Origin of the sequence: Streptomyces sp. DT190, from assembly GCF_049846985.1 — a bacterium.
In the GTDB taxonomy this organism is placed as follows: Bacteria; Actinomycetota; Actinomycetes; order Streptomycetales; family Streptomycetaceae; genus Streptomyces.
In genome coordinates this window covers 256,267-269,441 of the sequence record NZ_JBNCNM010000003.1, presented here as the reverse complement: position 1 = coordinate 269,441, position 13,175 = coordinate 256,267, and the positions used below count along the sequence as shown (strand labels likewise).

The 13,175-nt window shown below is 71.6% G+C and carries 10 protein-coding genes; 3 read left to right on the top strand and 7 right to left on the bottom strand.

Annotation, left to right across the window (positions count from 1 at the left end):
- Positions 1-49 precede the first annotated feature (49 nt).
- The 6 genes from ACPXCS_RS08030 to ACPXCS_RS08005 all read right to left on the bottom strand — a co-directional run bounded on the left by ACPXCS_RS08030 (position 50) and on the right by ACPXCS_RS08005 (position 8,686).
- Positions 50-2,923, bottom strand: a complete 2,874-nt coding sequence (locus ACPXCS_RS08030; protein ID WP_425944665.1) for a glycoside hydrolase family 2 TIM barrel-domain containing protein — start codon at positions 2,921-2,923, stop codon at positions 50-52.
- A gap of 12 nt (positions 2,924-2,935) precedes the next feature.
- Positions 2,936-3,817, bottom strand: coding sequence for a carbohydrate ABC transporter permease (locus ACPXCS_RS08025; protein WP_425944664.1), 882 nt, complete (start codon positions 3,815-3,817; stop codon positions 2,936-2,938).
- Entirely contained in the window at positions 3,814-4,782 is a 969-nt protein-coding gene (locus ACPXCS_RS08020; RefSeq protein ID WP_311688912.1) for a carbohydrate ABC transporter permease, read from the bottom strand. Before ACPXCS_RS08020 ends, ACPXCS_RS08025 begins: the two co-directional genes overlap by 4 nt.
- Positions 4,783-4,802: 20 nt before the next feature.
- Positions 4,803-6,068, bottom strand: a complete 1,266-nt coding sequence (locus ACPXCS_RS08015; RefSeq protein WP_425944663.1) for an ABC transporter substrate-binding protein — start codon at positions 6,066-6,068, stop codon at positions 4,803-4,805.
- A gap of 224 nt (positions 6,069-6,292) precedes the next feature.
- Positions 6,293-7,537, bottom strand: coding sequence for an ROK family transcriptional regulator (locus ACPXCS_RS08010; RefSeq protein ID WP_425944662.1), 1,245 nt, complete (start codon positions 7,535-7,537; stop codon positions 6,293-6,295).
- A gap of 642 nt (positions 7,538-8,179) precedes the next feature.
- Positions 8,180-8,686, bottom strand: coding sequence for an STAS domain-containing protein (locus ACPXCS_RS08005; RefSeq protein WP_425944661.1), 507 nt, complete (start codon positions 8,684-8,686; stop codon positions 8,180-8,182).
- Between the two features lie 131 nt (positions 8,687-8,817).
- Here ACPXCS_RS08005 and ACPXCS_RS08000 point away from each other — a divergent pair, with 131 nt between their 5' ends.
- The gene (locus tag ACPXCS_RS08000; RefSeq protein ID WP_425944660.1) at positions 8,818-9,168 is read left to right on the top strand and encodes a helix-turn-helix transcriptional regulator; all 351 of its coding nucleotides are present in this window, start codon (positions 8,818-8,820) and stop codon (positions 9,166-9,168) included.
- 54 nt (positions 9,169-9,222) lie between these two features.
- On the opposite strand, the gene ACPXCS_RS07995 is transcribed toward ACPXCS_RS08000, so the two are convergent.
- Positions 9,223-10,479: a D-arabinono-1,4-lactone oxidase gene (locus ACPXCS_RS07995; RefSeq protein ID WP_425944659.1), complete on the bottom strand. Its 1,257-nt coding sequence runs from the start codon at positions 10,477-10,479 to the stop codon at positions 9,223-9,225.
- Positions 10,480-10,654: 175 nt separating this feature from the next.
- On the opposite strand from ACPXCS_RS07995, the gene ACPXCS_RS07990 reads away from it, so the two are divergent.
- Positions 10,655-11,662: a hydroxyacid dehydrogenase gene (locus tag ACPXCS_RS07990; RefSeq protein WP_425944658.1), complete on the top strand. Its 1,008-nt coding sequence runs from the start codon at positions 10,655-10,657 to the stop codon at positions 11,660-11,662.
- A gap of 129 nt (positions 11,663-11,791) precedes the next feature.
- Positions 11,792-13,117, top strand: a complete 1,326-nt coding sequence (locus ACPXCS_RS07985) for a radical SAM protein (RefSeq protein ID WP_425944657.1) — start codon at positions 11,792-11,794, stop codon at positions 13,115-13,117.
- Positions 13,118-13,175: the final 58 nt, after the last annotated feature.

Here is a 13,175-nt window from a genome sequence, read left to right as displayed (position 1 = left end):
GTGTGTCGGTCGACCGAGCGACTTCTCACCCGGTCGATCGAGCGACTTCTCACCCGGTGGTCGAGAACACGAACGAGAAGTGGGCCGGCTCCGCCCTCAGGTGGTACCGCGGCAGCGGGCCCGGACCGCACGACTGCGAGCCGATGCCGTGCTGCCCGTGGTCGAGGTTGACCCACACCGTGTCGCCGGGCACCAGGTCCGTGCGGTGCCGGGCCGCGTCCAGCTGCTCGGTCGTCCAGCGCCGCGCGGTGAACCAGAACTCCGGGTCGCCCTCGATCCGCAGCCCGCCGAGCTCCACCCACCGGACGTCGGCACGGGCTCCGTTCTCCTGCGGGCGGAGGTACGGCGTCTGCAGCCCGTCCACCGTCGACCGCCAGCGGCCCACCATGGACGCCGCCCGGGTGTCCGGGTACGCCTCGCCGGGACCGCCGCCGAACCACTCCACGCCGTCGGCCTCCCGCAGCCCGAAGCGCACACCGAGCCGCGGCAGCGGCACCGTCCAGTCGCCCTCGGGCGTCACGGACACGGACAGCCGCAGCCGCTCGCCGTCGGACGTCCAGCGGTACACCGCGTCCAGGCCGATGTCCCGGGCGGCGGGCGCCACCCGGCTGCGGACCGTCAGGGCGTCGTCGCCCGCCTCGACCGACACCAGCCGGTGCCGCATCCGGTGCAGGCCGAGCGCGCGCCACAGCAGGCCGTAGCGGGTGTCCGACTGCCACTCGGCGCCGTCGTCGTTGTCGGTCGGCGCCCGCCACACGTCCAGGCGCGGCGCCGCGCCGACCGGCACCGCGCCGATCGAGAGCAGCGCCCCGGTCCGGGCGTCGAACGCGCCCGGACCGAGGGTGATCCGGTCCCCGTCGGGCACGGGTTTGTCGGTCGCGGGGAAGCTCGGCAGCGGCCTGGTCCCGACGGCGAACTGCCCCCAGGCCACGACGTGGTCCTTCGCCGCCCAGGAGGTGTCGTCCGCGAGGAGCGCCCGCACCGTCCACTGGCGTTCGCCGCCCCGGCCGTCGGCGGGCGGCTCGGGCAGCTTGATCTCGGCGCTCTCGCCCGGCGCGAGCGCCGGCACCGTGAGCGGGCCCGACTCGACGGTCTCGCCGTCCACCTGGCAGGACCAGGTGAAGGCCAGCGCGGACAGGTCGGCGAAGTCGTGCTTGTTGGTGATCCGCACGGTGCCGTCGGTGCCGTCGCCCTCGATGTGGACGGGTTCGATGACCTTCTTGTACTCGATCAGGCCCGGGGACGGCGTGCGGTCCGGGAAGACCAGCCCGTCGCAGACGAAGTTGCCGTCGTGCAGCTCCTCGCCGAAGTCGCCGCCGTAGGCGTAGCCCAGCTCCGGGTGGTCGACGCCGTGGTCGATCCACTCCCAGATGAACCCGCCCTGGAGCCGCTCGTGCTGCTCGAACAGCTCCTGGTAGTCGGCGATGCCGCCGGGGCCGTTGCCCATGGCGTGCCCGTACTCGCACTGGATGAACGGCAGTGCGCGGCGCTTGTGCGTGCCGCCGTCGAGACCCCGCCCGATCCTGTCGACCTCGTCGTGGAAGGCGTACATGCGCGAGTAGACGTCCGTGTCGCGGCAGTTCCAGTCGCCCTCGTAGTGCACCAGCCGCTCGGGGTCCCGCGCGCGGATCCACTCGGCCATGGCGGTGAGCCCGCGGCCGGTGCCGGCCTCGTTGCCCAGCGACCAGAACACCACCGACGGGTGGTTCTTGTCCCGCTCGACCATCCGCGCGGCCCGGTCCAGCAGGGCCGGGGTCCAGCGGTCGTCGTCGACCGGGTTGTCCCGCCAGTCCTGCTCGGTGAAGCCGTGCGTCTCCAGGTCGCACTCGTCGACGACCCACAGACCGTACTCGTCGCACAGGTCCAGGAAGGCCGGGTGCGGCGGGTAGTGCGAGGTGCGCACGGCGTTGAGGTTGTGCCGCTTCATCAGCAGCACGTCCTCGCGCATGGTCTCCACGTCGAGCGCGCGGCCCGTGCGCGGGTGCCACTCGTGCCGGTTGACGCCCTTGAAGAGGATCGCCCGGCCGTTGACCTTGATCAGGCCGTCCTCCAGCACGACCGTGCGGAAACCGATGCGCAGCGGCACCCGCTCGCCCTCGGTGGCCAGCACGCCGTCGTAGAGCCTCGGTGTCTCGGCGGTCCACGGCTCGACCACGACGGTCACCGGCTCGCCGGTCGCGACATCGATGTCCAGGGCGGGGACGGTCACCCGCCCGGCGACGTCGGAGTCGACGCGCAGGGTGCCCTCGCCGGTGGTGTGGTCGTAGGAGGCGTGCACGAAGAAGTCGCCCACGGCGCCCGCCGGCCGGTGCAGCAGCGTCACGTCGCGGAAGATGCCCGGCAGCCACCACTGGTCCTGGTCCTCCAGGTACGACCCCGCCGACCACTGGTGGACCCGGACCGCGAGCACGTTGCGCCCGGGCCTCAGCAGGTGCCCGACCGCGAACTCGTGCGGCAGCCGGGACCCCTTGAACTCGCCGAGCTCGGTGCCGTTCAGCCAGACGCGGGCGCAGGACTCGACGCCGTCGAAGCGCACCACCGCCCCGCCGTCCGACGGCCAGTCGGACGGCAGGTCGAAGACGCGCAGGTGGTCACCGGTCGGGTTCTCCGTCGGGACGTGCGGCGGGTCCACCGGGAAGGGGTAGAGGTGGTTGGTGTAGATCGGGGACCCGAACGCCCCGTCACCCTGGAGGACCCAGTGGCCGGGGACCGTGACCTCGGCCCAGTCCCCGGCGTCGAAGCCCTCCTCGGCGAACGAGTCGTCCTCGGCGCCGGCCGTGGCCGACAGACGGAAGCGCCAGCTGCCGTTCAGCGACAGCGACCGCGCGTCCGAGGACGCGTACCAGGCACGGGGCGGCAGGGTCCCGCTGCCCGGGGAGACGTCCTCGACGTAGTCGGCGGAGGGGATCGTGCGGAAAGACATCGGTCTCCTAGCTCAGCCCTTGATGCCGGTCTGCGCGATCCCCTGCACCAGCCAGCGCTGGAGGAAGAGGAAGACGAACACCAGGGGCAGGATCGAGATGGCCGTGGCCATGAAGATCAGGTGGTAGTTGACGGTCTGGTTCGTCATGTACGACGACAGCGCCACCTGGACGGTCCAGGCACTCGGGTCCTGGCCGATGACCAGGGGCCACAGGAAGGCGTTCCAGCCGTTGATGAAGGTGATCGTGGCGATGGCCGCGAAGAAGTTCAGCGAGTTCGGCACGACGACACGCCAGTAGGCGCCCCAGTAGCCGAGCCCGTCCACGCGCGCCGCCTCCTCCAGCTCCTTGGGGAACCCCAGGAAGTACTGCCGGAACAGGAAGCACGTGAAACCACTGAACAGGCCCGGGATGATGAGGCCCCGGTAACTGTCCACCCAGCCCAGGGACGACACCAGCACGAAGCTCGGCACGAACGTGACCGCCGTGGGAACCATCAGGGTGGCAAGGACGGCGTAGAACACCTTGTTGGCGTGCCGGTACGGGATCCGGGCGAGGCCGTAGCCGGCGAGTGAGCAGATCAGCAGGATGCCGGCGGTGTGCAGGACGGCGACGACCACGGAGTTCCACAGGGAACGGGCGAAGTCGACGGTGACGTCGTCGAACGGTTCGGTGATGTTGCCCCACTGGACGGTGGTGGGGAACCACTTCCACTCCTCGCCCGTGATCTCCGGGTCCGTCATGAAGGCGTTGCGGACGATCAGGTAGAAGGGGATCAGGAACAGGACGGCGGCGACGCCGGTCGCGAGGTACAGGCCGGTGTTGCCGACGACCCCGCCGCGCCGGACCCTGCCCGGCTTCGCGGTCTTTCCCATCTCGGGTGCTGTGGTGGTCACTTGGACTCCTCACCCCTTCCGAAGCCCATGATCCTGCCCTGGAGCAGGGTGACGACGCAGATGAGCAGGGTCAGTACGACCGCGCCCGCGCTGCCCGCGCCGTAGTTCTGGTTCTCGCCGAGGGCCATCTTGTACAGCTCGACCAGCGGGGGCTGGCCCCAGGTGGCCTTGGAGAGCAGGTTGAAGAACTCGTCGAAGGCCTGGTAGGCGGCGATCAGCAGGAGCAGGATCACCGCGGTGGACGTGGCCCGCAGTTGCGGCAGCGTGATGTGCCGGAAGGTCTGCCAGCCGGGCTTGGCGCCGTCGATCGCGGCGGCCTCGTACAGCTCCCGCGGGATGTTCTGCAGCGCCGCCAGGAAAAGGATCATGAAGAAGCCCGACTGGAGCCACAGCCGGACGGTCACGATGACCAGCCAGTACCAGGGCGGGTCGGGGCTCGCCAGCCAGGCGATGTTGTCCACGCCGAACCAGCCGAGGACGGTGTTGGCGAGGCCGAAACGGACGCCGTTGAACAGGGACATCTTCCAGATCAGCGAGGCGGCGACGTAGCTGACCGCGGTCGGCAGGAAGAACACCGACCGGAAGAACGCCCGCATGAACCGCAGCCGGTTCACCAGCAGCGCCAGGCCCAGGGACAGGGCCCAGGTCGCCGGCACGATGAACGCGGCGAACACGGTGAACGTGACGAGCGAGTTGCGGAAGTCCGTGTCGGTGAGGACCTCCTTGTAGTTGGCGAAGCCGACGAACTCGCTCGGCGTGACCGTGAAGCGCGCCTCGAAGAAGCTGAGCCAGACGCTCCAGCCGATCGGCACGAAGACGAAGATCACCAGGCCGATCAGGAACGGCCCGGTGAAGAGCCAGAAGTTGAAGGTGCTGCTCGCCCTGAGGCCCCGCCGCGGCCGGTCCTGGGAGACCCCGGCCGGGGCGGGGCTCTCGGCGACCCCGGGTGTGGTGGTGGTCGACATGTCGGGATCCGTCCGGCGGCCTAACCGAAGAGCTTCTTGAGCTCGGCGCCGACCTTCTTCTCGCAGGCGGCGAGCTGGGCCTTCGGATCGCCGTTCTTGCGGACGGAGTTCGCCATGACGTCGTTGAACGCGGCGATCATGGCCTGCGTCCAGCCGATGTTGTCGAAGTGCCCGAACTCGTTGAACAGCTTCACGCCCTCGGCAGGCAGGCCCGACTTCAGCTTGTCGGCGGACTGAGCGAGGGAGGTGCGCGGCGGGATGTGGAAGCCGTAGGAGGTGGCGAAGTCCTCCTGGTACTGCTTCTGGTCGATCCACAGCCACTTGACGTATTCCTTGGCCGCCTCGACGTTCTTGCCCTTGGCGTTGACGAACATCGACCAGCCGCCGTTGTAGACGGACTCCTTGCCGGCCGAACCGACCTTCGGGAAGGGGAAGATGCCGATGTCGTCGCCGAGCGCCTTCTGCATGACCGGCATGGCCCACATGCCGCACCACTGGATCGCCGTCAGACCCTGGGTGAAGGCCGAGGGGTCCCACCAGTCGGCGGGGGCGCCGAGGAGCAGGTCACCGCTGGTGAACAGGCCACGCAGCTGCTTGAGGCCGTCGGCGACCGCGTCGGTGTTGAAGGCGGGCTTGTTGTCGGTGGTCAGGGTGTCGGCACCGGCCGACCAGATCAGGTTGTGCTGCACCGGGGTGAGGTCGTTGCCCAGGTAGGCGCCCTTGACCTTGCCGGTCCTGAGCCGGGCGGCCGCCTCGACCAGCTCCTCCAGCGTCGTCGGCACCTCGACGCCGGCCTTCTCGAACATCGACGGGCGGTAGAAGAAGAACTGCGGGTCGTCGATCATCCGGACGCCGTATATCTTCCCGTCGACCGTGTGCGACGTGATGTCGGCCTGGTTGAAGTCGTCCTTGACCGGCTCGATGATGTCCGTCAGGTCGGCCACCTGACCGCTCTTGACGAGCTGGATCTGCGGGTGGAACTCGAAGACGTCGGGCGCGTTGTCGGTGAGCAGCGCGGCGAAGAGCTTCTGCTCGAAGTTGTTGCCCGTGATCCACCGCGTGGTCACGTCGGCGTCCTTGTAGGCCTTGGCGTAGCGCTTGACGGCCTGCTCGACGCCGGCCTCGCCGTACGCGTGGAAGTACTGGACGAGGCCCTTGCCCGACCCCGACCCGCCGCCCCGCCCGGTGTTGCTGCCGCAGGCGGCCAGCCCGCCGGCGGCGGCCAGGCCCATCGCGGCCCGCAGTACGGTTCGGCGGTCCCAGGTGCTGTTGCTCGATGCCGACATGCTGACGTCCTTGTCTCGAGTACGGCTGCGGCTCTCCGGCTCGGTCCCCGGATCACGCTCGGCCCGGTGGCTCGCGCCGGTTGGCTGGAAGAGGGGGGTGCGGTGCGGGACGCTAGAGCTTCGGCTAAGGCTTCGGCAAGGGGTTGGACGAAGTCGGTGCGAAGCGTTGTCTCCGGTTCGCGATTTCGAACGGCCGGAGGGTGTGGCGCAGCCCGGCTCCGCCGTTACGAGGGGGGTGCGGCGGCCCGGCCGCGCACGGCGGCCCGCGTGCCGTTCTTCTGCCCGACCGCCTGCAGCGCGCCCTCCAGCGCGAACGTCGCCGCGCCCAGGCACACCGCGTCGGTGGGGATCGGCGACAGGACGATCTCGGTGGCGGCCAGCGGCCGCGGCAGCGCGTGCCGGGTCACGGCGTCGCGCACCTCGTGCAGCAGCGGTTCGCCCAGGGTGCGGGCGACCCAGCTGCTCAGCACGACGATCTCGGGGTTGAACAGGTTCACCAGGTCGGCGACGCCGGCGCCCAGATAGCGGGCGGTCTCCTGGACGGCCCGGCGCGCCACCGGGTCGCCGCCCCGTACGCCCCGGGCCAGCGCGTCGATGGTCGCCGTCTGGTCCTCGGCGTGCAGCAGCGGGCTGTCGGGGCCGATCTCGCGCAGGTTCAGCATGATGCCGCGGGCGCCGACGTAGGCCTCCACGCAGCCGTGGTTGCCGCACCGGCACAGCCGTCCGTCCAGCACCATCGTGGTGTGGCCCCACTCGCCGGCGCTGTTGCTCACGCCGCGGTGCAGTCCGCCGCCCAGGACGAGTCCGGCGCCCACGCCCGTCCCGAGGTTGACCACCACGGCGTTCCCGCGGCCGCGCGCGGCGCCGAACCACAGCTCGGCCACCGCGCTGGCGCGCAGCGGGTTGTCCAGGTACAGCGGGTAGGCGATGTGCTCGGTGAGCAGGTCGAGCAGCGGCACGTCGTGCCAGTCCCAGTTGGGCGCGTACTCCGCGATGCCGGTGGCCCGGTCCACCTGTCCCGGCACGCTCACGCCGACCCCGAGCACCCGGGCGCCCTCGATGCCGGCCTGGGCGACCACCGAGCCGACGGCGGTGGCCACGTGGCCCACCACCTGCTCGGGCAGGCTCTCGCCGGGCCGGACGTCCTCCTCGGCCCGGGCCAGCACGTTCAGCGCCAGGTCGAACAGCTCGACGTGGACGTACGTCTCGGCGATGTCGACGCCGATCAGCGCGCCGCCCGAGGCGTTGACCGCGACCAGGCCCCGGGGGCGGCCGCCTGCCGAGTCCTCGAAGCCGACCTCCGTGATCATGCGCAGGTCGAGCAGCTCGCCGACGAGGGTGGCGACCGTCGCGAGGCTGAGACCGGTGGCTGCCGCCAGCTCCTGCCGGGAGGTGGGGGACGCCGCGATGATCTGGCGCAGCACCTCGTAGCGGTTCGCGGTGCGGATGTCGCGTGATGTGCGCTTCACCGGGTGCTCATCCCTTTCCCAGACCGGCTCGGGCCGGGTCGACGTCGGCACCGGCGCGGCGCAAGGCTATGGTCTGCCGGGACTTTCGACAAGGGGTTTGGAAAGGGGCTTTATAAAGTCCGTCCCGCGCGCGGGAGACCTGCGGCCGGGGGTGGCTCGCCCATGATGCCTCAGGGGGTGGGGGCGGGGTCGGCCCGGGGGTGACCGCGGGGGATGGTGGAGCCGCGGCGTCGTGCGGTGGGTGGCCGCCGGTCGCTCCGTGCGCGGCCAAGGATCCGTCGGGAAACGGGCGTGGTGCGGGGTCGTGCGCGACCGGCACTCCGGGTCCTGCGGGCCCGTACAGGGCCGGTCCGTCCGGAGTCGGGCGCGGTGCGGGGGGCGTACGGGGTAGGGGGGAAGAGTCCGTCCGGAGTCGGGCGCGGTGCGGCGGCGGCGCGAGGGGTCCGTCCGGAGTCGGGACCGTGCGGGCCGGTGCATGGGCTTCGGCCGTGGCGGGTGGCGGGGTGCGTCAGGCCCCGTCCTCCGGCGTCGTCCCGGTTCCCGCGTTCCGGTTCCGGGGCGCATCGCCGTCCCCGGTCCGGGCTCCGTGACCGCGACGGCGGCCGTTCGCCGGTGCCGGGTCCGGTCCGGCGGTGTGCCGCCCTACGCGCGGCCCATCAGGTCGCGGGCCGGGTCGGCCGTGCGCCTGGCCTGTACGGTCCGCCGCACGGGGATGACCTGGGTGCGCGGGCCCCCGTCGGTCCCGTCCGGCCGGGCCGGGCCGGGCGCGGCGGCGGGTGCCGGATCCCCCGACGGGCCGGGCGGGCGCCGGGGTTCCTCGAACAGCTCCCTCGTACCCGTCAGGTCGAGCAGGCGCCCGACCGCCGTGCCCGCGGAGCGGACGGTGAGCGTCCTGTCCTCGCGGAGGGCGCGGGTCCGCAGGTCCATCAGCGTGCCGAGCCCGGAGCAGTCGCAGAACCCGACCCCGTCCAGATACAGGTCGACGCCGCTGCCCGACAGGCGCAGGGCGTCGTGGAGTTCGGGAAGGAGCCGCCGGCTGCCCAGATCCAGCTCGCCCCGCAGCGTCACCCGCGTCCGGCCGCCCTCCGGTGTGACCTCCAGGGTCGCCGTGCAGGGCGGCATCGCCGCGGTATGCGCGGGCTCCGGCATGGCTGTCGCTCCCTCTCTTTCGCCCTGCCTTCGTGTCCAGCCTTGCCCCTCTACCCCGGACACGTCAACCAATACGTGAAATGCAGTACGTGTTTTTGGGTGCGCGAATGTTCGGTCAGTAGAGTGGGGGTATGGATGGAGTGCCCGAGCCACACACCGGATGGACGTTCCTCACCAACCATGCGCGAGTGCTGGCGGCCATCGCCGACAACCGCAGCGCCCGGATCAGGGACATCGCGGCCCACTGCCGGCTCACGGAACGTGCCGTACAGAAGATCATTTCCGACCTGGAGCAGGACGGCTACCTCTCCCACACCCGGGAGGGCCGTACGAACACGTACCGCATCGACCCCGGCAAGGTGCTGCGGCACCCCGCCGAGGCCGGCCTGACCGTGGCGTCCCTGCTCTCGCTGCTGCTCCAGGACGAGGCGGACCGCGTCGTGCCCCCGAGCCCGCCCAGCCGGCCGCACGCCACGGCCTGACCGGCCGCGCGCGGGACGGGCCGGGCGGCCGCCCGCCCCGGTTGGGCCGCGCCCTTACGCCTCCGCCAGCACGTCCCGCACGAAGGCGTTGGCGAACGTCCCCCGCGGGTCCAGTTCCCGCGCCAGCGACCGGAAGTCGCCCAGACGCGGATACAGCCCGGCCAGGGCGGAGGCGGGCAGGGTGAACACCTTGCCCCAGTGCGGCCGCGCCCCGAACGGGGCGAGCGCCTCCTCCACCCGCCGCACCACCGGCAGCACCGCCGGTGTGTCCGCCACCCACGTGAAGTGCACCGCCACCGTGTCCCGGCCGTAGGACGGGCTCAGCCACTGGTCGTCGGCGGCGACGGTGCGCACCTCGCAGGTCTGCAGCACCGGGGCGAGGGTGTCCCGGATCGCGTCGAGCGCCCGCAGCATCTGCACGGCGTGCCCGCGCGGCAGCAGGTACTCCGACTGCAGCTCCTCCCCGCTGCTCGGCACGAACTCCGCCCGGAAGTGCGGCAGCCGCTCGTGCCACGGCCCCGGCACGCCGAACTGCTCCGTGCAGTTGACCGCCGGCATGCCCGGCACCGGGTGCAGCTTCTCGGTGGCCGGCGCGGCCCACGGGAACGCGGGGAGCGGCTGGTCGGTGCGCCGCTTCAGCCACACCTGCCGGAAGCCCGGCGCCCGCCAGTCGGTGAACAGGCTGACGCTGTACGCCGTCGCCATCACCGTCTCGAACGCCCCGGAGTCCAGCCCCTCCAGCGGCAGTTCGGTGAACAGGTGCTGCTCCACCTCGTAGGCCGGCTCCAGGTCCAGGGTGAGCGCGGTGACCACGCCCAGCGCGCCGAGCGAGGTCACGGCCCCGCCGAACCGCTCCTCGTCGCGCCCGATGCGCACCGTCGAACCGTCGGCCGTGACCAGCTCCACCTCCCGGACGGGCACCGACAGCGGCCCGTTGAGCACCCCGGAGCCGTGCGTGCCGGTCGCCACCGACCCGGCCACCGAGATGTGCGGCAGGGACGCCATGTTGGGCAGCGCGAGGCCCTGCGCGTGCACCCGCCGGGCCAGCTCCGCGTACCGCACGCCGCCGCCCACCCGGACCGTGCGGGCCGCGGTGTCGACCTCCACCTCGGGAGGCAGGTCGGCCAGGGACAGCAGGACGCCCTCGCGGCCCGGCTCGGCTATCAGGTTGAACGAGTGTCCGCTGCCCAGCACCCGCACGCGGTCACCGGCCGCGACGAGCGCCCGCAGCGCGTCGAGCGAGGCCGGCCGGTGCAGTTCCTTCGCCGCGTAGGTGATGTTGCCCGCCCAGTTGGTCACGGTCCCGGTCATCGCGTCGTCCTTCCCCGAGGCAGTGGGGCAGGGAAAGCCCCTGCCGGAACCTACCCCGGCCGCCTTCCGTTGCCGCCGCCGCCCGGGTCGGCCTACCGTGGAGCTGCCGTAGGAAGCGGTTTCCAACGATCCGCCGGAGCCGCGCCCGCGGGTCACGAGTGGGAAGGTCACCTCCTTGAACCAGCGCCCCCAGGCACTGTTCGCCCTGGCCGCCGAACACGTGCCGCAGGTCTTCCCGCCCGAGGTGCTGGCCCGGCTGCGGACCTCGGTGGACATCGATCCCGCCCTCGTGGCCCGGGACTTCACCGAGCCCGCCGTCCTCGACGCCCTGGCCCGGACCGAGATCCTGGTGACCGGCTGGGGCTGCCCCCCGCTCGACGAGGCGGTCCTGGAGGCGGCTCCCCGGCTGCGCGCGGTGCTGCACTCGGCCGGGTCCGTGAAATCCTTCGTCACCCCCGCGGTCTGGGAGCGCGGCATCGCCGTCTCCTCGGCGGCGGCGGCCAACGCCCTGCCGGTCGCCGAGTACACCCTCGCCATGATCCTGCTCGCCGGGAAGGACGTCCTCGCCTCCCGCGAGCGGCTGCGCGCCACCCGGGCGTCGGCGGGCTGGGGCGTCCTGGCCGGCATCGGCAACCACGGCCGCCGCGTCGGCGTGATCGGCGCCTCCCGCATCGGCCGCCGTGTCCTCGAACTGCTCCGCCCCTTCGACCTGCGGCCCGTCCTCACCGACCCCTACGTCGACGAGCGGGAGGCCGCCGCGCTCGGCGTCCCCCTGCTGCCGCTCGACGACCTGCTGCGCACCTGCGACGTCGTCACCGTCCACGCCCCCGAGACGCCCGAGACCCGCCATCTGATCGGCCGCCGCGAACTGGCCCTCATGCCCGACGGGGCGGTCCTGATCAACACCGCCCGGGGCACGCTGGTCGACCACGACGCCCTCGTGGCGGAACTGCGCACCGGGCGCCTGACCGCGGTCCTCGACGTCACCGACCCCGAGCCGCTGCCCGCCGACTCGCCCCTGTACGACCTGCCCGGGGCGTTCGTCACCCCGCACCTCGCGGGCTCCCAGGGCAACGAGCTGGCCCGGCTCGGCCTGACCGTGGTGGAGGAGGCGGAACGGCTGCTGGCCGGCACGGGCCTGGCCCACGCCGTCGATCCGGCGGCCCTGGCCCACGCGGCGTGACGGCGGCCCGGGTGTCGCAGAAGCGGTGATTCCGGTCATAAGCAGCGCCTCGGGGGGACCCGGTACCGCTCACGCACAGCCATGGGCATACCGTGAGGAGTCGTACGTCCGAGCGGGAGGAGACACGGGATGGGCAGCGGCAGCCGTACCGCGCTGGTCGAGGATCTGATGGAGCGGTTCCCGCACGTCCCGCGGGAAGCCGTCTTCAAGGAGGACCTGCTCCGGGGCGGTGTGGCCTTCGACCCGTCGGCGCTCAGCGACAACGAGGGCGGTGACGTCAAGCCGAAGTCCTACTTCATCTTCTCCTTCGACCACGGCACCCTGCCCGAACTGGGCGAGGCGGCGCTGCGCCGCCCCCCGGAGGAGATCATCCTCACCGGCGGCCCCTACGACCTGCGGCGCACGGTCGTCTCGGTCCGGGTGAACCCCTCCTCGCCCTACCGCGTCGCCGCGAACGAGGACGGCGTGCTCGGCCTCTACCTCGACGGCAGGCGGATCTCCGACGTCGGCGTGCCGCCGATGCCCGAGTACTACCGGCACACCCTGTCCAACGGGAAGTCGGTCATGGAGGTCGCCCCGACCATCCAGTGGGGCTACCTGATCTACCTGACCGTCTTCCGGGTCTGCCAGTACTTCGGCGCCAAGGAGGAGTGCCAGTACTGCGACATCAACCACAACTGGCGCCAGCACAAGGCCGCGGGCCGGCCCTACACGGGCGTGAAGGACGTCGAGGAGGTCCTCGAGGCCCTGGAGATCATCGACCGCTACGACACGGCGAAGACCTCCACCGCCTACACCCTCACCGGCGGCGCCATCACCAAGACGGTCTCCGGCCGTGACGAGGCCGACTTCTACGGCCACTACGCCAAGGCCATCGAGGAGCGCTTCCCCGGCCGCTGGATCGGCAAGGTGGTCGCCCAGGCCCTGCCCCGCGACGACGTCCAGCGCTTCAAGGACTACGGCGTGCAGATCTACCACCCCAACTACGAGGTGTGGGACGAGTACCTGTTCAAGATGTACTGCCCCGGCAAGGAGCGGTACGTCGGCCGCGACGAGTGGCACAAGCGCATCCTGGACTCCGCCGAGATCTTCGGCGCCCGCAACGTCATCCCGAACTTCGTCGCCGGAGTCGAGATGGCCGAGCCCTTCGGCTTCAAGACGGTCGACGAGGCCATCGCCTCCACCACCGAGGGCCTGCGCTTCTTCATGTCCCACGGGATCACGCCCCGCTTCACCACCTGGTGCCCGGAGCCCACGACCCCGCTCGGCAAGGCCAACCCGCAGGGCGCGCCCCTGGAGTACCACATCCGCCTGCTCCAGGCGTACCGGCAGACGATGGAGGACTTCGGCCTCTCCTCGCCCCCCGGTTACGGCCCGCCCGGCGCGGGGAACGCGGTCTTCTCGGTCAGCTCCTTCATGGACAGCCTGCCCGCGGACGCACCCGTCGAGGTCTGACCCGGTCCGCCCTGAGACGGAACGGCGCCGCGTACGTATCCACCCGGAAGCCCCGCAC

Excerpts from the sequence above, each read along its gene's own strand:
- ACPXCS_RS08030 (WP_425944665.1), bottom strand. The coding sequence starts at position 2,923 with ATGTCTTTCCGCACGATCCCCTCCGCCGACTACGTCGAGGACGTCTCC.
- ACPXCS_RS08020 (WP_311688912.1), bottom strand. The coding sequence starts at position 4,782 with ATGTCGACCACCACCACACCCGGGGTCGCCGAGAGCCCCGCCCCGGCC.
- ACPXCS_RS08015 (WP_425944663.1), bottom strand. The coding sequence starts at position 6,068 with ATGTCGGCATCGAGCAACAGCACCTGGGACCGCCGAACCGTACTGCGG.
- ACPXCS_RS08005 (WP_425944661.1), bottom strand. The coding sequence starts at position 8,686 with ATGCCGGAGCCCGCGCATACCGCGGCGATGCCGCCCTGCACGGCGACC.
- ACPXCS_RS08000 (WP_425944660.1), top strand. The coding sequence starts at position 8,818 with ATGGATGGAGTGCCCGAGCCACACACCGGATGGACGTTCCTCACCAAC.
- ACPXCS_RS07995 (WP_425944659.1), bottom strand. The coding sequence starts at position 10,479 with ATGACCGGGACCGTGACCAACTGGGCGGGCAACATCACCTACGCGGCG.
- ACPXCS_RS07985 (WP_425944657.1), top strand. The coding sequence starts at position 11,792 with ATGGGCAGCGGCAGCCGTACCGCGCTGGTCGAGGATCTGATGGAGCGG.